A 16,357-nucleotide genomic window follows, 5' to 3' on the forward strand; every position below is an offset into this window, starting at 1 on the left:
ACCGCTCTTTCTTCACGCTTCAGAAGCCCTTTTTGGGCAGCGGGCTGGCGTTAAAGCAGCGCTGGTAATATTCAGCCACCATGTTGCGTTCTGCTTCGTCGCATTTGTTCAGGAACGTGACGCGGAAAGCAAATGCGGTATCTTTGAAAATCCGCTCATTTTCAGCCCACGCAATAACAGACCGTGGTGACATGACGGTTGAAAGATCGCCCGCCATGAAGCCTGCGCGGGTCAGGTTGGCCAGTGCCACCATGTTTTCAATCGTGCCACGGGTTGCCTTGTCTTCCGGGTCAATCCCCAGACGGGACAGAACAATACCAACTTCCTGCGCGTGGGGCAGATAATTCAGGGATGTGACAATGTTCCAGCGATCCATCTGGCCCTGATTGATCTGCTGGGTGCCGTGGTACAGGCCTGTGGTATCACCCAGCCCGATGGTGTTGGCGGTTGCAAACAGGCGGAACCACGGATGCGGCTTGATAACGCGATTCTGGTCAAGCAGCGTGAGCTGGCCTTCTACTTCCAGCACACGCTGAATAACGAACATGACGTCCGGGCGGCCAGCATCATATTCGTCAAAGACCAGCGCGCACGGGTGTTGCAGACACCACGGCAGCAGGCCTTCCTGAAATTCGGTAATCTGCTGACCATCTCGCACGACAATGGCGTCTTTGCCGACCAGATCAATACGGGAGACGTGGCTGTCTAGATTGATACGGATACAGGGCCAGTTCAGGCGTGCCGCAATTTGTTCAATGTGAGAGGATTTACCCGTACCGTGAAAACCCTGCACCATCACGCGGCGATTAAAGGCGAACCCGGCCAGAATGGACAATGTTGTGTCGTGGTCAAACAGATAAGCAGGATCAATTTCAGGCACATGTTCCGTACGCAGGGAAAAGGCCGGAACGGTAAGGTCTGAATCCAGCCCGAAAACGTCACGGACTGATACCTCACGGTCAGGCTCTGACAGTGCTGAAATCGGGGGGAGTTCACCCGTAGAAACCGGGCTTGCAGAATCAGTCATTCTTTATCCGTCTGATATGTTTGGCGCTCTAGGCTGGTGTGGCGCGCTCGGGGCTCGGTAGCGGAAGATGGGCTGACAGGATGGCACGATCAGCCAGCTTTTTCGAGACCCTCTGCCATAAGATGTGACCTCACAATCGTGAAGGCAACATTGATAACCTTCAAACGCTCCTCCGCATCACGGTCCCCGTTGTTGGTATCAGGGTGGTGCTTGCGGGCAAGCGTACGATAGCGGGCTTTTGCTTCATCAAGAGTAACTGGCCAGTCCAACCCCAGTGTGGCTAAAGGTTCGATCAGCCCTTCAGGGGCGCGGGGCATAGCTGCCTGACGTTTGCGTTCAGCGCGGGCACGGCGATTTCGGCCTAGAATATCGAGCGGATCAAGAACTTCTTCTTCATCAAAACTCTGACGGCGAGGGCGGGCAGCGCTTTGGCCAAACGCCCACGATGGCCGATCCCATGCGATATCGGCACGCAGATGCGCTTCTATCTGGCCGGGAGACATACCTTTGTAATAATCCCACCGCGCATTATATTCCCGTACATGCTCAAGACAGAACCAGTAATACTGGTTGAGCGTTTCGCGTGAACGAGGTGCACGGTACCCGGCGGGTTTATCGCAGTTTGGCATATCACAACAGCGCTGCGGGGCGTCCGGATCCGGATCGAACGCCCTGTGACGGGTATTCCTTCGCTTCATCATCAGGGTTATGTGCGTCATGAACCGTTCTGTGCAAGGGGTAAGATATGGCTTCGCTACGCAATACTGCATCGACACAGCAGGCAGAGGGTATACGGGCGCACCGCGTACGTGATGCTCTGACTGCCGCATTTGCACCGCAAAAGCTGGACATTCAGGACGAAAGTAGCCGGCACGCGCATCATGTTGCCATGACCCGCGGGCCGGAAGCCGGAGCAACTGAAACGCACTTCAGGGTGGTGTTGGTCAGCAAGCTGTTTGAAGGCGTGAGCCGGGTGAATCGGTCACGTATGGTGCATGATTCATTAAGCTATGAATTTGGCAGCGGCCTGCATGCACTGGCACTGACTCTGCGGACCCCGGAAGAGGATGCAGCCCTTTCATGAAACATTCTGACACAAGGCCAGTCAGGAAAGGTCATTTGACCCGGCGCACTCTGGTAGCCCTTGCTCCGCTTGCTCTGGCAGCCTGCGCAACTGGGCAGACTGGGGGTAGGGGTGCCGGGCAGACTGACACGGCGCGAGTTGAAGCCTATTTACGAACAGTCAGTCTGAACAACGTGCCGTTTACCCAGACATGGCCCAACGGGACCGTGGGAGGAGGTCTGTTGACCTATCATGCAGGGTATCTGCATCTGGTTTATACAGCGCCTCATGCAATGGATCTGGAAGCTTCGGGCTCCCACGCGGTGTTCAAGGATAGTCAGGCCGGATCTGAAACCCGTATGGGGTTGGCCCACAACCCACTGGGCTTATTGATGGGTAACCCCATCCAGCTTTCCGGCCCGGTGAGTGTCACGGATATTCAGAAACCACCGGGTATAATGCAGGTTTCCCTTACCCGGACTGAAAACCCCTCACAGGGGCTAGTGACCCTTATTTTTAAGGATAATGGCCGCACGCTTAGCCTGTTTGAAATCCGCATTGTGGATGAGCGGCGTCACACATTATTCATTCGGCTTCAATAGGGGTGAATGCGGACGGCTGACTACCGAAAATAGCTCTCCAGTTTTCAGCGAGGGCTGCATCAAGCTGTGAAAACGTCACAGGCAGCCCGAGTTTGTGGAAGCTTGTGACGCCGAACTCCCGAATACCGCAGGGAACGATACCATCGAAATCTGCGAGGGTAGGGTGCAAGTTGATGGAAACACCATGCCAACTGACCCAGCGTGAAACACGGACACCGATAGCCGCAATTTTCTCTTCCAGTCCGGTTTTAGGGTCAATTACCCACACACCGACACGTCCATCCCGGATTTCACCCTTGAGGCCAAACTGCGCCAAAGTGCGGATGACCCAAGCCTCTAATGCGTGAACGTAGGCTCTTAAGTCTCTTTCTGGAACACTGCCGTGTGGATGATGCAAATCCATCATCACATAAGCGATTCGTTGCCCTGGGCCGTGATAAGTCCACTGGCCGCCGCGCCCGGCGTCATATGTTGGGTAATGGTTAGGGTTGAACAGGTCCGCTGGTTTGGCTGAGGTTCCCGCAGTGTAAAGCGGGGGGTGTTCAAGTAGCCATACGCGTTCACGGGCATCATGAGCCCGAATATTCTGGGCAATATCCTGCATGCGTGTGAATGCGTAAGGGTAAGGGACGGGGTTTTTACTGATTTCCCATAAAAAGTCGTTTTGAGTCATTGCCGCCTGATGTTGGTTCGGTTATAGGGCTTCTCACCAAACGGTATCGCTTTTTCGATGCTGATTGTCACGGGGCGGCCGTGGCGGAATGGTAGACGCGCAAGCTTGAGGTGCTTGTGGGGGAATACCCCGTGGAAGTTCGAGTCTTCTCGGCCGCACCATTTTCAACTCCCGGAAAATTCAGTATTTTTTAAAGCTGGTTTTTCCCGGAGTTGATTTCTTTTGAGATAATTTTTGTCAAAAATTCAATAAAACGAGAGCCCTGCCATATTCAGGCCTCTCTTTGCCTGTTTAAAAAACGGACAAACGGTTGCGTCGGTGTGGCCCCACGAAAATTCGACGTAAATATTTTTCGGGCAGTTTTCTCAGGCAAAGCTGCTAGTTTGATTTGACGAAAAGGGCTGCACACGATTAGCTGCCTGCGGCGCAATTCGTTGAAACTGAACTTTTAATTAAGGTGTCATATTCGTGTCCAAGCCCAAGCCTTTACGTAAAGCGGTCCTGCCTGTTGCAGGGCTAGGCACACGCTTCCTGCCAGCAACCAAGGCCATGCCAAAGGAAATGCTGACAGTCGTTGACCGGCCCCTGATTCAATATGCGATTGATGAAGCACGTGAAGCTGGCATTGAAGAGTTCTGCCTGATCACTGGCCGCGGCAAGGACTCCCTGATCGACTATTTTGATATTGCTTACGAACTTGAAGCGACCCTGCGGGAACGCAACAAGATTGAAAGCCTGAAAGCTCTTGAGCCCAGCTCAATCGAAGCCGGTTCTCTGGTTGCAGTCCGTCAGCAGGAACCCCTGGGGCTCGGTCACGCCATCTGGTGTGCGCGTAGCTTCATTGGTGATGATCCGTTTGCTATTCTGCTGCCTGACGATATCGTCCAGTCTAAAACGTCCTGCATGAAGCAGCTTGCGGATGCGTACTACCAGACTGGCGGCAGTGTTGTTGCCGTGACCGAAGTGCCTAAAGAGCACACCAACCGTTATGGTATTCTGAAAACCGGTGCAGATGATGGGCGTCTGGTGGAAGTGCAGGGGTTGGTTGAAAAGCCCAAGCCAGAGGAAGCCCCTTCAAACCTATCTATCATTGGTCGTTACATTTTGACGCCTGACGTCATGCCGCACTTGTCGAAGCTGGAAAAAGGTGCCGGTGGGGAAGTTCAGTTGACTGACGCAATGGCCAAAACCATTGGACACGTACCATTCCACGGCTTGCGCTACGAAGGCCGTCGTTTTGACTGCGGTAACAAGGTTGGTTTCCTTGAGGCACAGATCGCGTTCTCACTTGAACGTCCTGATCTGGCGGATGACGTGAAAGCCTTCCTGAAGACTTATACGCAGGGTCTCTAAGGGAAGGGCTGCGTTAGCGCAGCTTTTCACAATAGAAGACTAAGAACAATAGGCATGTTGAGGCGTATGTTTTAGCGTGCCAAATGTTAGGAAAAGGCGGTTGATGAAGTTTCGTCACCGCCTTTTTTGTTTCTCCCTTTACATTGCAGCAACGCACATTACGTAATGCGGTCTCTTTCTATTTGGGTTTCGACATTATGAAAGCCTGCTGCTATATAGTGGACCTATGTTGTCCTCTTTAATTGATCCTGCGGGACGTCGTATTTCTTATCTTCGTGTATCGGTCACGGATCGATGTGACATGCGATGTGTGTATTGCATGTCAGAAAGCATGACGTTTCTGCCGCGAGCAGATGTGCTTGATTTTGAAGAATTACTACGCCTCTGTCAGGTCTTTGTTCAGCATGGTGTCAAAAAGCTGCGGATTACGGGCGGCGAACCTTTGGTCAGAAAAGATATTGGTTCTTTTTTTCAGGCTTTAGGGCAGTGGCTGCATCACCCCGCACAGCAGGGATCTCTGGACGAACTCACCCTGACAACAAATGGGAGTAGGCTGGGTTTGTACGCCGAAACACTTTTCAAAGCGGGTGTTCGGCGTGTGAATGTTAGTCTGGATACGTTGGATGAGGGACGATTTGCGCGGATAACACGGCGGGGCAAACTTTCTGCAACGCTTGATGGTATTCGTGCTGCCCGTGCCGCAGGACTTGCTGTTCGGATCAATACGGTGGCGATGGCTGGCGTCAATGATGACGAATTCGATACCATGCTGTCATGGTGTGGAGAGATTGGCGCTGATCTCTGCCTGATTGAAACTATGCCCATGGGGGAAACGGGCGAAGACCGAACGGCTACGTATCTACCGCTATCTGAAGTCAAGGCACAACTCGCCAAGCGCTGGACGCTTGAGCCTTTGCTCGACCGTACAGCAGGACCGGCACGCTATATGCGTGTGGCAGAAACGGGACGGCGGATAGGGTTTATTACCCCTATGAGCCATAATTTTTGTGACAGTTGCAATCGGGTCAGATTGTCCTGCACAGGGCGGCTATATACCTGCCTGGGGCAGGAAGATGGCATTGATCTGCGTGACATCATGCGCTCTGGCGGAGACGATGAAGCACTGCTGGCGGGTATTCAGGCAGCTATTACGCTCAAACCTCGGGGTCACGACTTCATGCTTGGGGTTCGGCCGGGTGAAGTTTCAGGGCCGACCCGACATATGAGTGTGACGGGCGGGTAATTTATTACGCGGTGTTTTTCGGTGATGGTGTGTCAGTTAGCGCCGATGCAAGCGAGTGCGTAAATTGTCCCGGCTTTAACGGGTGTGGCTGGTCTGGGCTTGGGGTCCAGGCCGTGAGAACGGCGATGTGAAGCGGCATGGCAAAAGTGCCATCAGGATCAGTTTCAAGTTCTGCGGCAGCAGCCGGGAAGAGCATACGGGGCGGTGTTGTCTTACTGCGTAAAGTTAACGCATTTGTTTCCCCTGCGGCGCGCAGATCCTGCAAAAGCCCCGTTAGGGAGCGGTAGCGTAGATCAAGTTTCTCCGTATCAACCACAGGCAATGCAAACCCAGTACGTTGCAAAAGCTGCGCGCAGCTTTGTTGCGTTGGAAGTGGGGAGACACGGGGGGATACACCGTCGCATAAAGCCAGTTCCGCCATTTCCAGCGCGTGCTTTAACGGGCGCAGAGTGGGAAGAATGGGCATGCTGGCTAAAAACAACCCATCGGGTCGCAGAATATGGCGGATCTGGGCAAGGGTGCCCGGTAGGTCATTAATCCAGTGCAAAGAAAGGTTTGCGACAACCAGATCAAAACTATGCTGTGCGAAAGGCAGATGTTCGTAGTTTACGCAAACATTTGGGTGTGCAGCCTGTTGGCTGGCTGGAAGCGTTTCCTGGCAGGACACGACGGTCATGCCCCGTTTTTCAAGCAAGGGTGCTACGGTGCCTTGCCCCCCCAGATCAAGCGCGGAAGAAAGGGGGCGAGTGATATCGTCCAATCGTTCCAGCAAAATGTCTGTTGCGGCATTCAGGATAGGGGAAATTTTTTGGAATGTGTGTGCTGCGCGAGCTTTATGGTTTCGGACAGCACGGCGGTCAAAAATATCAGGGGCAGGCATGACACGCACTCTGCCTATGTCTTGCAGGCTTGCCAAGCTGGTGTGCAATGACATCTGAGGGAACACACCCTGTGCGACTGCCCATGCGCATTGCGAGAGCTGCCGGGCAATTTGTTCTGGATACTCTTTTTCCACCATCCTGTCAGTTGTGTGGTGCAGAAACAGACAGGGCTGGCTTGCTGTGCATTGACTGTTTCAAACGGCTGACTCCCATCAATGCGCCATTTTGCCGGAAATGCGGGCACCCGCAGCCCTCTGCGGCATATTTGAATGAAATGGGCTGTTGTGCACAGTGCGAACGAAGCCCACCTGTATGGAATGAAGCCCGAGGTGCGTTTCTTTATGACAAGGCTGCGAAAGACCTTATTCTTCAGCTGAAATATGCGGATAGGCAGGAGCACGCGCGTTTTCTGGGCGATAAAATATGCCGGGTGGCGCTGGGAGTATTAGATCAAGCTTGCATTGTTGTGCCTGTGCCAGTGCATAGAAAGCGGCTTCTAAAACGGCGATATAATCAGGCTGCATTACTGGCTTGGGTAGTGTCAAAACAGGCAGAAGCCCAGTGTTTGCCGGATGCGTTGGTGCGCGTCACGCCGACAAATAGCCTTGCAGGCTTTTCGCGTCAGGAGCGTTATCGTGAACTCGCTGAAGCCATTGTCGTGAAGCCGAGATATAAAGATGAACTGGCAGGCAAGAACATCGTTCTGGTGGATGACGTTTTAACATCAGGGGCAACAGCGTCGGCGTGTACCAAGGCTCTCAAGGCCGCAGGCGCCACCTCTGTCAGTGTGCTGGTTGCGGCACTGGTGCCAGGGCAAAGCGATGGGGATCTTGATTTTCCGGTATCTGGTGGATGATACAGGTGTGAAAAACTTCGGCACTCTGTCGTTGAGTGTCATTGAGCGCGGTATATGCCCGCATAAGTTGAAAAAGGAGAGCCGAATTTATGGCCAACATCGAAATCTACACACAACCCGGCTGTCCCTATTGTGTGCGTGCCGTACAGTTGCTGCAAAGCAAGAACGTTCCTTTTCAGGAAATCAATGCGCCACGCGGTACCCCTGAACGCGAGCAGGCGTATGAACGTTCAGGTGGTCGTACAACTGTTCCGCAGGTTTTTGTAGGCGAGAAAGCTTTGGGCGGATGTGATGATCTGATGGCTTTGGAGCGTCAGGGTAAACTGGATGCTGCACTTGGGATCGGCTAACAGGCCATACATGTTAGGTCGGATAAAGAGATCATGATCTGCTACCAGTTGTGCTGTGCAAATGACCATTATTTTGAGGGATGGTACCGTGATAGTGCCGCATTTGCACAGTTGCAGCAAAAGGGTCTGTTAAGCTGCCCTCATTGTGGTTTTTCTGACGTAAGGCAGGCTCTGATGGCCCCGGCTATTACCAAAGGGCGGTCGGAGAAAAAGCAGCCAGCCAGACCAGCGGATAATCAGCCTGTTTCGCAAGAGACGGATCAGAACGTAGTGCCGGTTCAGCGTGCTCCTTTATCAGATCAGATGATTGTTGCCTTTCAGAAGATCCGTCAGACGGTTGAGCAGAATTGCGAAAACATGGGTGACCGGTTTGCTAAAGAAGCTGTAAGGATTCACCACGGTGAAGCTGAGGAACGCGGTATCTACGGCACTGCGACAGAAAAAGAGCAGAACATGTTGCGGGAAGAAGGCGTTGATGTGCTGACTGTGCCTTGGGTAAGGCGGGCGGACAGCTAACGCTAAAGGCAGCTATTCAACAATTTGGAGTGTGCCGTGTGGTCTGGCCCGCCGAATATAATAGAGAAAGTCAGTCGGTCAGACTGTTTCAGGATGGAGAAGAGAAGGGTGAGCAAAAAAAACAGGTGGCTTGCGGCATTTCTTTATCCCATCCTGATGTGCGCTATGCTTCTTGTGCCGGCAGTAGTTCGTGCGGCAGACAAAGCACCAGATGACGATTTTATGGGGTATTGGCTTAGTCAGGGGCACGATGGCGTTTTTCTGATTGGACGATGTGGCGACACAGTCTGCGGGCATCTGGTCGGGCTTCAATATGAGGGTACCGATGTCCCGCGTGATAAGAACGGTAAGTCCGAATGTAACCTGCTGATGTTGACCGAGTTTCGACCATCTTCAGACGATAACGGACGCTGGCATGGCAAAATTCTGGACCCTGACACAGGGCATATCTACCAGTCGCAAATCTGGTCCCCGCGTAAAGATGTTCTAAAATTGCGCGGTTACATTGGGTTGCCACTGTTTGGGGAAACACAGACATGGACGCGCTATACCGGCACACTCGGTCCTGTCTGCAAGATGCCGCATTAGGCCTTCTATAAAATTAAGAATAACAAGGCGATTGTTCATGACACATACGTTCTCCCGCCGTCTGTTCGGTCTGGGTAGTCTGGCAGGTGCCGTAACGGTAACATTCCCAGCCTACGCTGCCGATGACACAGCCAAAGCACCTGCGCAGGACGATCAGAAACCGTCAGGGCGGACGTTCTGTTATGTGGGTGGTTATACCCAGCATGGTCCGCCCGGCGGGAATGGAGAAGGTATTACTGTTTTCGAGATGGATCAGAAAACAGGTGTGCTGACTAACCTGATGACGTTTACGGATATTGCCAGCCCGTCTTACATCGTGCTCTCACCCGATAAGCGGTTTCTATACGCCGTCAGTGAAATCAATGATTTCAATACAGCGCATAGCGGGGCCGTCACGGCCTTTTCCATAGATCATAGTACGGGCGCTTTGACCAAGCTGAACACTGTGGAGTCAGGAGGGGCCGACCCTGCGCACCTTAGCGTTCACCCTTCCGGGCGATATGTGCTGGTGGCCAACTACACGGGCGGAACTGTAGGCGTCATTCATGTGCAGGCGGATGGCTCACTTGGTCGGATGACCGATCTGATTCACAACACTGGTCCACGTATGCCAGACCGTGCAGCGGATAATCCGCCGGGTAATTTTGCCGTCAGTGATCATTCATCTGCTCATCCGCATATGGTGAAAGCTGACCCAACGGGAAAATTCGTTCTGGTCATGGATGCAGGGTTGGACCGCGTCTACGTCTGGACCATCAATCTCACGACCGGCAAACTGACGCCTGCGGCTGTTCCATTTACGACCATGACGCCCGGTTCCGCCCCCCGTCATTTTCAGTTCGGGTCAGAAGGGCATAAGCTTTATCTGCTGTGTGAACAGGACTCAAAGGTGGTTGTCGCGGATTTTGACCCACAAAGTGGCAAAATATCCCCCGTGCAGACTGTCAGCAGCGTGACAGCCCATTTCCGTGGCAGCACCTTGGCTGCGGGGATCCTGCTGTCTCCAGACGAACGGTTTTTATATGTTTCAAACCGATTGGGGGATTCGTTGGCAGTGTTTCAGGTTGCCAAGGATGGTGGCCTGACACTGGTTGATGAAATCTGGACGCATGCTGATTATGGTCGGTCACTTATGTTCGATCCGTCTGGCAGCTATCTGTATGTTGCAAACCAGCGGAGCGATTCCATTACCTCATTCCGTGTTGATAAAACGACAGGCAAAATCAGCTTTACGTGGGACTTCACCCCAATCGGTAGCCCCACCTGCTTTGAATTTTTGCACATTCCTGCGTCAGCCTGACGCAGGAAAGACATCGATCAAATAGACTCAGCTTTTTCTGAACGCTGCAATGTAATTGACGTCCAGATTACGGCTTTCTTTCCAGCCGTTCAGCCCCGGCGTCATGCCCGCAATGGCGGTAATTGTCAGGCCCGCCTGACGGGCATAGCGGCCCAGTTCAGCCGGGGTGATAAATTTACGCCACTCATGCGTGCCGACAGGCAGCAGGCGCAGAATATATTCCGCCCCAATTTTACCGATTGCGAGTGATTTCAGCGTGCGGTTCATTGTGGAAACAATGACCGTGCCACCCGGTTCTACCAGATCGGCCAGCATGCACATAAATCTTTCAGGATCAGTGACATGCTCTATAATTTCTAACGCAATCACAGCATCAAACCGGGCTTTTTCTTCCACTAGTTCTTCGGCGCTGCCAACACGGTAGGTCAGTGGTCCAGACCCATCTGGCAAGGGCTGATGGTCAAGGTGGAGGCGGGCAGCTTCAATGCCGTCAGGGGAAGCATCCAGTCCCAACACATCATGCCCGGACTTGGCCAAGGCCTCACTGGCAAGGCCAGCGCCGCACCCGATATCAAGCACCCGCACGCGACGGCTTGTGCGGCCGCGTAGCGGAAGGTGACCATTGGTCCAGTTGATGCGAAGTTCGTTCATGGCGTGCAGGGGACGCATTGGGCCGGAAGGGTCCCACCATTTGTCAGCCAGTGCCCCAAAGCGGGCAATTTCTTCCGGAGAAACGGAGGACGCAGCGTCTCGGCTGGAGGGATGCATGGAACAAAATTCCTTTCCTGCTGATCTCCCCCGCTGGACGAGAGGGGGCCGGGAAGGGTATGTGACGCGCCTTGTGAAGCTTCGCAACGTCCTTTTGCGTCTTTTATGCATGCGGGGCGAGCGTGAGGGCTGAAAAGCGGTCTGTTTACGGCCTGTCTGGTGGAGAAAAAATTATGCCCGGTTCCGTGCCTCGGATCGTCATGAAGTTTGGCGGAACATCCGTGGGGGATCTTGAGCGCATTAAGGCCGTGGCCGAGCGTGTCAAGAAACAGAAAGATGCTGGTTGCGACGTACTGGTTGTTGTCTCTGCCATGGCAGGGGAAACCAACAAGCTGGTCGGTTACTGCAACGCCCTTTCTGACCTGCACGATGCACGCGAATACGACTCGATTGTCGCAACCGGTGAGCAGGTTACCAGCGGGCTGTTGGCTATTGCGTTACAGAAGCTTGGTGTGCCTGCCCGATCATGGGCCGGGTGGCAGGTGCCAATCCGTACAGATTCGGCACATGGTAAAGCCAGCCTTGACACCATTGATGGTGCACGTCTGCTCGGCAGCATGGCAGAAGGCGTGGTGCCTGTGGTGGCAGGCTTTCAGGGTGTAGGCCCGGACGAACGGATTACGACCCTGGGCCGCGGTGGTTCGGATACGTCAGCCGTCGCATTGGCTGCTGCCATTAAGGCGGATCGGTGTGATATCTATACCGATGTGGATGGAATCTATACGACAGATCCACGCATTGTTACCAAGGCGCGTAAGCTCGAAAAAATCACGTATGAAGAAATGCTTGAACTGGCATCGGTTGGGGCAAAAGTGCTTCAGACGCGTAGCGTCGGTCTGGCCATGCGGCAGGGCGTGCGCGTGCAGGTACTGTCAAGCTTTGTAGATGGACCCGCTCTGGTTGAGGGCGATCTTCCCGGGTCTCTGGTGGTGGATGAGGACGAGATAGTGGAAAAGAAACTGGTTACCGGCATTGCGTATTCTCGTGATGAAGCCAAATTGTCGGTAAGGCGTATTCCTGACCGTCCGGGGATTGCGGCTGCGATTTTTGGCCCGCTGAGCGAAGCCAACGTGAATGTGGACATGATTGTGCAAAGCACCGGCGCGGATGGCACAACAAACATGACCTTCACCACCAGCAAAACCGATCTGCCCCGCGCTATCAGCACGCTGGAAGCCGTGCGCGAAGCCGTTCAGTATGAAGAACTGGTGACTGATGCAGACGTGGTGAAAATCAGTGTGGTGGGGTCAGGCATGCGGTCACACGCCGGGGTTGCCAGCACCATGTTCCGCACATTGTCTGAGCGGTCGATCAATATTCAGGTGATTTCAACCAGCGAAATCAAGGTTTCTGTTCTGGTCGCCGCAGAATATGCCGAACTTGCAGTCCGTGCGCTTCACACAGCTTATGGGCTGGATAATGTCTGAAACCATGGAGCGCGATTTCACGGCGGAGCCAACACAGGCCGAACGGGAGCGGGCGCTCAAGCGTCTGCAGGGGCTCTGCAAGCGGGGAACAGATTTCTTAGGTACCCAGTACGCCATTCTTGGCGGTGCGATGTCATGGGTCAGTGAACGTCATCTCGTCTCCGCAATTTCTAATGCGGGTGGATTTGGTGTCATAGCCTGCGGCGCAATGCAGCCCGAGCGTCTGGCCGAAGAAATTGCCGCGACACGCGCCCTGACTGATCGCCCGTTTGGTGTGAATCTGATTACCATGCACCCCCAGCTTTCCGAGTTGGTGGACGTCTGCCTTCAGGCTGGGGTTGGCCATATTGTTCTGGCTGGGGGCATACCGCCCGGTGCAGCGATTAAGGCCGCCAAAGAGGGCGGGGCAAAAGTTATAGCCTTTGCTCCCGCTTTGGTGCTGGCTAAACGGCTGATCAAAATGGGTGTGGATGCGCTGGTAATTGAAGGCGCGGAAGCTGGCGGTCATATCGGCCCGGTTTCTCTGACAGTGTTGGCGCAGGAAATTCTGCCGCATATTGATCAGGTGCCTGTTTTTGTCGCGGGTGGTCTTGGTCGTGGGGATGCGCTTGTGTCCTATCTTGAATTAGGGGCATCGGGGGCTCAGCTCGGAACGCGGTTCGCGGCTGCGGCTGAAAGTATTGCTCACGAAAAATTCAAGAACGCATTTGTAAGAGCAAATGCGCGTGACGCTGTTACATCCGTACAGCTGGATGAACAGTTCCCGGTTATTCCCGTTCGTGGACTTGCGAATGAAGGCAGTAGCCGGTTTTTGGCACATCAGGCTGATGTCATCCGTCGTTTTCAGAGCGGCGCTGTTTCAAAAGAAGAGGCACAGCTTGAAATTGAACATTTCTGGGCTGGTGCGCTGCGTCGTGCCGTCATTGATGGAGATGTTGAAAACGGCTCTGTCATGGCGGGTCAGTCTGTCGGTATGGTAAAAGCTGTTCAGCCCGTGGCTGAAATTATTGCGGACCTTGTTGAGCAGGCTGTCGTGGCGCTTGTGCGCCAGCAGCGGCGTATGGAAGCTGATGGCTGATACCGGTTCCATTCCTGAGCAGGAAAAACCTGCCCCGACTGATACCCTGCCTGACGTGGGCAGTGTAGGCGTGGGACCTGCTTTGCGTATGCGCCGGGAACAGCTTGGCTGGACGTTGCCGCAGGTTGCGGCATGGCTGCGTATTCGGGAACCTTATCTGGAAGCACTGGAAAGCGGTCGGGCGGGTGTATTCCCGGCAGAAGCGTACGCCCTTGGTTTTCTGCGCACCTATGCCGAAGCACTGGGTTTCAGACCGGAAGATGTGGTTTCACGCTATAAACGCGAGGGGAAAGGAAGTAGTCGGAAGCCGGAATTGACATTTCCTGCGCCACCACCCGATAGGCGAATCCCGCCCGGCGTCAGCGTTTCATTGGGTTTGGCCGTGATTGTTGCTGCCTATGCAGGTTGGTATCATTTCATTGGTCATGCCCCGCCTGTGCCAGAACATGTGCCGCCGGTGGCCGATATTATCCCCGGTGAGAAAACAGCCAACGCGCCGTCACCACAGGTGGCCTCCATTTTGCCGGGGGCTGGTACGTCGCCTCCACCCACTCCGCGGCCAGCGCCGCCAGTAGCACCGGCAGCGGCTGCGGCAAATTCCGACGCGCCGGGGCAGTCTGCTGCGCCGGTTGATCCCTTGGCATCCTCGCCTGACTTCACCAAACCTGCATCTAATGACATGCAACAGTCAGGAGGAGTTAATCCGGACGGCTCTGCTAACATTGCTGGTCATGACGTTGCACCGGCTGTGGATGCCGACCAGCTTGCCTTGAAAGCAGATGCAGCAAGCTGGGTTCAGGTTAAAGATAGTGCAGGCAAGGTGGTTTATGACCACATTATGCAGCCGGGTGATACATGGGCGGTGCCTAAGGAAAATAGCCCGTATAGTTTGACAGTTGGGAATGCTGGTGGCGTCAGCGTGAGTGCTGGTGCTATCACAACGCCGCATCTTGGCCGTAATGGGGCTGTAAGACGAAAGCTGGTTTTGACTGCTGATGCGGTTCGAGATGGTAGTCTTGCCGGTGCGCCGTCAGCATCAGTAGTCGCGCCATCATCACAGCCCACAGGTGAAGGCAGCCCCCAGTTAGAGAAGCTGGACGCAAAAAAAGCAGAAAATGCTCCAGCACCGACAGTCGAACCTACAGTGCCGGGCCAGTCTGAATCTCACACTGCCGAGCAGGGGGGTGTCGTGCAGGAGAATGCACCGGTAGTGGCTTCATCGCAGCCTGTTGCGCCAGTGCGACGGCGCAAGCCCTCTCCGCCGCCAGAAACCAGTGCGGATGACCTCAACGCCCGCCAGTTACAGGGGCTGGGTGGGCATTGAATGCCTCTATTACGCGCTTTCATGTAGCCAACACGCATTGATTTTGGCAGGAAGCATAAAACATACTGGGTAGGCCGCGCTGCTTTCAGCGGTTTGCCTGACTAACTGTCGTCTCGACAAAAGGATGTAAGATGAGTGGCTACCGGCCTTACCAATATATCGAGCGTCGGAAATCACGGAAGATCCATGTCGGCAAGGTAGCCGTCGGTGGGGATGCGCCGATTTCTGTCCAGACCATGACCAACACCCTGACCAGTGATGCCCAGGCCACGATCGAGCAGATCCGCCGGGCTGAACTGGCTGGTGTCGATATTGTCCGTGTATCCTGCCCGGATGAAGAAAGCACGAAGGCGCTGGAAGAGATTGTGCGCGAAGTGAATGTGCCTATCGTGGCCGATATTCACTTCCACTATAAGCGCGCGATTGAGGCGGCTAAAGCAGGTGCTGCCTGCCTGCGTATCAATCCGGGTAACATCGGGAGCGCCGAACGCGTTAAAGAAGTGGTGAACGCCGCCAAGGATTATGGCTGTTCAATCCGCATCGGCGTGAATGCTGGTTCTCTTGAAAAGCATCTGCTGGAAAAATATGGGGAGCCCAACCCCGAAGCGCTGGTAGAAAGTGCGCTTGAGCACGCTAAAATTCTGGAAGATCACGATTTCCGGGAATTCAAGATCAGCGTTAAGGCGTCAGACGTGTTCATGGCTGTTGCAGCCTATCAGCAACTGGCGGATGCATGTGATTACCCGCTGCATATCGGCATTACGGAAGCCGGTAGTAAGCGCGCGGGTACTGTAAAATCGTCCATCGGTCTGGGTAATCTGCTGTGGGCGGGTGTGGGTGACACCATGCGTGTGTCACTGTCTGCTGCCCCGGAAGAAGAAGTGCTGGTTGGTTGGGATATTCTTAAATCCCTCGGGCTGCGTCATCGTGGTGTGAAAATCATTTCCTGCCCGTCTTGTGCGCGTCAGGGGTTCAACGTGGTTGAAACGGTTCAGACCCTTGAAGATCGTCTGGCTCATATCAAGACACCGCTGACACTCTCTATCATTGGGTGCGTGGTAAATGGTCCGGGTGAAGCCTTGATGACAGATCTGGGTGTGACGGGCGGCGGTTCAGGCCGTCACATGGTTTATTCCGCTGGCAAGCAGGATCATACCGTGCCTGGCGCAGACATGATTGAGCATGTGGTCGAACTGGTGGAAGCCCGCGTGGCTGCCATTCAGGCGGAAGAAGCCAAGGCGAAGGCAGAAGGCAAAGCTGAAGAACTGCCGGAAATGTCTTCCGCTAAATAAGCCCTGTGCAGTGTGG

18 protein-coding genes and 1 tRNA gene are annotated in these 16,357 nt (G+C 54.1%); 14 read left to right on the forward strand and 5 right to left on the reverse strand.

Going from position 1 to position 16,357, the window contains the following annotated elements; all coding sequences use genetic code 11:
• Nucleotides 1–19 precede the first annotated feature (19 nt).
• Nucleotides 20–1,027, reverse strand: coding sequence for an AAA family ATPase (locus Abin_RS10545; protein ID WP_048846694.1), 1,008 nt, complete (start codon nt 1,025–1,027; stop codon nt 20–22).
• A gap of 89 nt (nt 1,028–1,116) precedes the next feature.
• Nucleotides 1,117–1,728, reverse strand: a complete 612-nt coding sequence (locus tag Abin_RS10550; RefSeq protein WP_084593606.1) for a J domain-containing protein — start codon at nt 1,726–1,728, stop codon at nt 1,117–1,119.
• 44 nt (nt 1,729–1,772) lie between these two features.
• Here Abin_RS10550 and Abin_RS10555 point away from each other — a divergent pair, with 44 nt between their 5' ends.
• Both Abin_RS10555 and Abin_RS10560 read left to right on the forward strand, forming a co-directional pair.
• Nucleotides 1,773–2,111: a BolA family protein gene (locus Abin_RS10555; RefSeq protein WP_048846696.1), complete on the forward strand. Its 339-nt coding sequence runs from the start codon at nt 1,773–1,775 to the stop codon at nt 2,109–2,111.
• 35 nt (nt 2,112–2,146) lie between these two features.
• The gene (locus Abin_RS10560; protein ID WP_255319265.1) at nt 2,147–2,692 is read left to right on the forward strand and encodes a hypothetical protein; all 546 of its coding nucleotides are present in this window, start codon (nt 2,147–2,149) and stop codon (nt 2,690–2,692) included.
• On the opposite strand, the gene lipB is transcribed toward Abin_RS10560, so the two are convergent.
• Nucleotides 2,676–3,365 (reverse strand): lipoyl(octanoyl) transferase LipB, encoded by a 690-nt coding sequence (gene lipB, locus Abin_RS10565; RefSeq protein ID WP_048846700.1) that lies wholly within the window; start codon nt 3,363–3,365, stop codon nt 2,676–2,678. The genes Abin_RS10560 and lipB overlap by 17 nt on opposite strands.
• 74 nt (nt 3,366–3,439) lie before the next feature.
• On the opposite strand from lipB, the gene Abin_RS10570 reads away from it, so the two are divergent.
• The 3 genes from Abin_RS10570 (at nt 3,440) to moaA (ending at nt 5,961) form a co-directional block, all read left to right on the forward strand.
• Nucleotides 3,440–3,526 (forward strand) — tRNA-Leu (locus tag Abin_RS10570).
• A 307-nt stretch (nt 3,527–3,833) separates the two neighbouring features.
• Nucleotides 3,834–4,718, forward strand: a complete 885-nt coding sequence (gene galU / locus Abin_RS10575; protein WP_048846703.1) for a UTP--glucose-1-phosphate uridylyltransferase GalU — start codon at nt 3,834–3,836, stop codon at nt 4,716–4,718.
• 226 nt (nt 4,719–4,944) lie between these two features.
• The gene (gene moaA, locus Abin_RS10580) at nt 4,945–5,961 is read left to right on the forward strand and encodes a GTP 3',8-cyclase MoaA (protein WP_048846704.1); all 1,017 of its coding nucleotides are present in this window, start codon (nt 4,945–4,947) and stop codon (nt 5,959–5,961) included.
• Nucleotides 5,962–5,965: 4 nt separating this feature from the next.
• Here the strand turns inward: moaA and Abin_RS10585 are convergent, their stop codons facing one another.
• A complete protein-coding gene (locus Abin_RS10585; RefSeq protein WP_048847053.1) occupies nt 5,966–6,841 on the reverse strand; it encodes a methyltransferase domain-containing protein in 876 nt (291 codons plus the stop codon).
• A 47-nt stretch (nt 6,842–6,888) separates the two neighbouring features.
• Between Abin_RS10585 and Abin_RS10590 the strand changes: the two genes are divergently transcribed.
• The 5 genes from Abin_RS10590 to Abin_RS10610 all read left to right on the forward strand — a co-directional run bounded on the left by Abin_RS10590 (nt 6,889) and on the right by Abin_RS10610 (nt 10,452).
• On the forward strand, nt 6,889–7,698 hold the full coding sequence (locus Abin_RS10590) for a ComF family protein (protein WP_255319266.1): 810 nt from the start codon (nt 6,889–6,891) through the stop codon (nt 7,696–7,698).
• Between the two features lie 89 nt (nt 7,699–7,787).
• Nucleotides 7,788–8,048 carry a glutaredoxin 3 gene (gene grxC / locus Abin_RS10595; protein ID WP_048846706.1) on the forward strand — a complete coding sequence of 87 codons (261 nt, stop codon included), beginning with the start codon at nt 7,788–7,790 and terminating at the stop codon, nt 8,046–8,048.
• A gap of 33 nt (nt 8,049–8,081) precedes the next feature.
• Nucleotides 8,082–8,564: a DUF1178 family protein gene (locus Abin_RS10600; protein WP_048846708.1), complete on the forward strand. Its 483-nt coding sequence runs from the start codon at nt 8,082–8,084 to the stop codon at nt 8,562–8,564.
• A gap of 93 nt (nt 8,565–8,657) precedes the next feature.
• A complete protein-coding gene (locus Abin_RS10605; protein WP_048846710.1) occupies nt 8,658–9,152 on the forward strand; it encodes a DUF2147 domain-containing protein in 495 nt (164 codons plus the stop codon).
• Nucleotides 9,153–9,189: 37 nt separating this feature from the next.
• Complete coding sequence (locus Abin_RS10610; protein WP_048846712.1) at nt 9,190–10,452, forward strand: lactonase family protein; 1,263 nt, start codon at nt 9,190–9,192, stop codon at nt 10,450–10,452.
• Nucleotides 10,453–10,479: 27 nt separating this feature from the next.
• Here Abin_RS10610 and ubiG read toward each other — a convergent pair whose 3' ends face one another.
• Nucleotides 10,480–11,220, reverse strand: a complete 741-nt coding sequence (gene ubiG, locus Abin_RS10615; RefSeq protein WP_048846715.1) for a bifunctional 2-polyprenyl-6-hydroxyphenol methylase/3-demethylubiquinol 3-O-methyltransferase UbiG — start codon at nt 11,218–11,220, stop codon at nt 10,480–10,482.
• Between the two features lie 173 nt (nt 11,221–11,393).
• On the opposite strand from ubiG, the gene Abin_RS10620 reads away from it, so the two are divergent.
• From Abin_RS10620 to ispG, 4 genes are all read left to right on the forward strand, one after another.
• Complete coding sequence (locus Abin_RS10620; protein ID WP_048847057.1) at nt 11,394–12,647, forward strand: aspartate kinase; 1,254 nt, start codon at nt 11,394–11,396, stop codon at nt 12,645–12,647.
• On the forward strand, nt 12,640–13,725 hold the full coding sequence (locus tag Abin_RS10625) for an NAD(P)H-dependent flavin oxidoreductase (protein ID WP_048846717.1): 1,086 nt from the start codon (nt 12,640–12,642) through the stop codon (nt 13,723–13,725). The genes Abin_RS10620 and Abin_RS10625 overlap by 8 nt, the downstream gene beginning before the upstream one ends.
• A complete protein-coding gene (locus Abin_RS10630) occupies nt 13,718–15,049 on the forward strand; it encodes a helix-turn-helix domain-containing protein (RefSeq protein ID WP_052948212.1) in 1,332 nt (443 codons plus the stop codon). Before Abin_RS10625 ends, Abin_RS10630 begins: the two co-directional genes overlap by 8 nt.
• Before the next feature lie 131 nt (nt 15,050–15,180).
• Nucleotides 15,181–16,341, forward strand: coding sequence for a flavodoxin-dependent (E)-4-hydroxy-3-methylbut-2-enyl-diphosphate synthase (gene ispG / locus Abin_RS10635; RefSeq protein ID WP_048846718.1), 1,161 nt, complete (start codon nt 15,181–15,183; stop codon nt 16,339–16,341).
• The last annotated feature ends 16 nt before the right edge of the window (nt 16,342–16,357 follow it).

The sequence above is a fragment of the Acetobacter indonesiensis genome, assembly GCF_000963945.1.
GTDB lineage: Bacteria > Pseudomonadota > Alphaproteobacteria > Acetobacterales > Acetobacteraceae > Acetobacter > Acetobacter indonesiensis.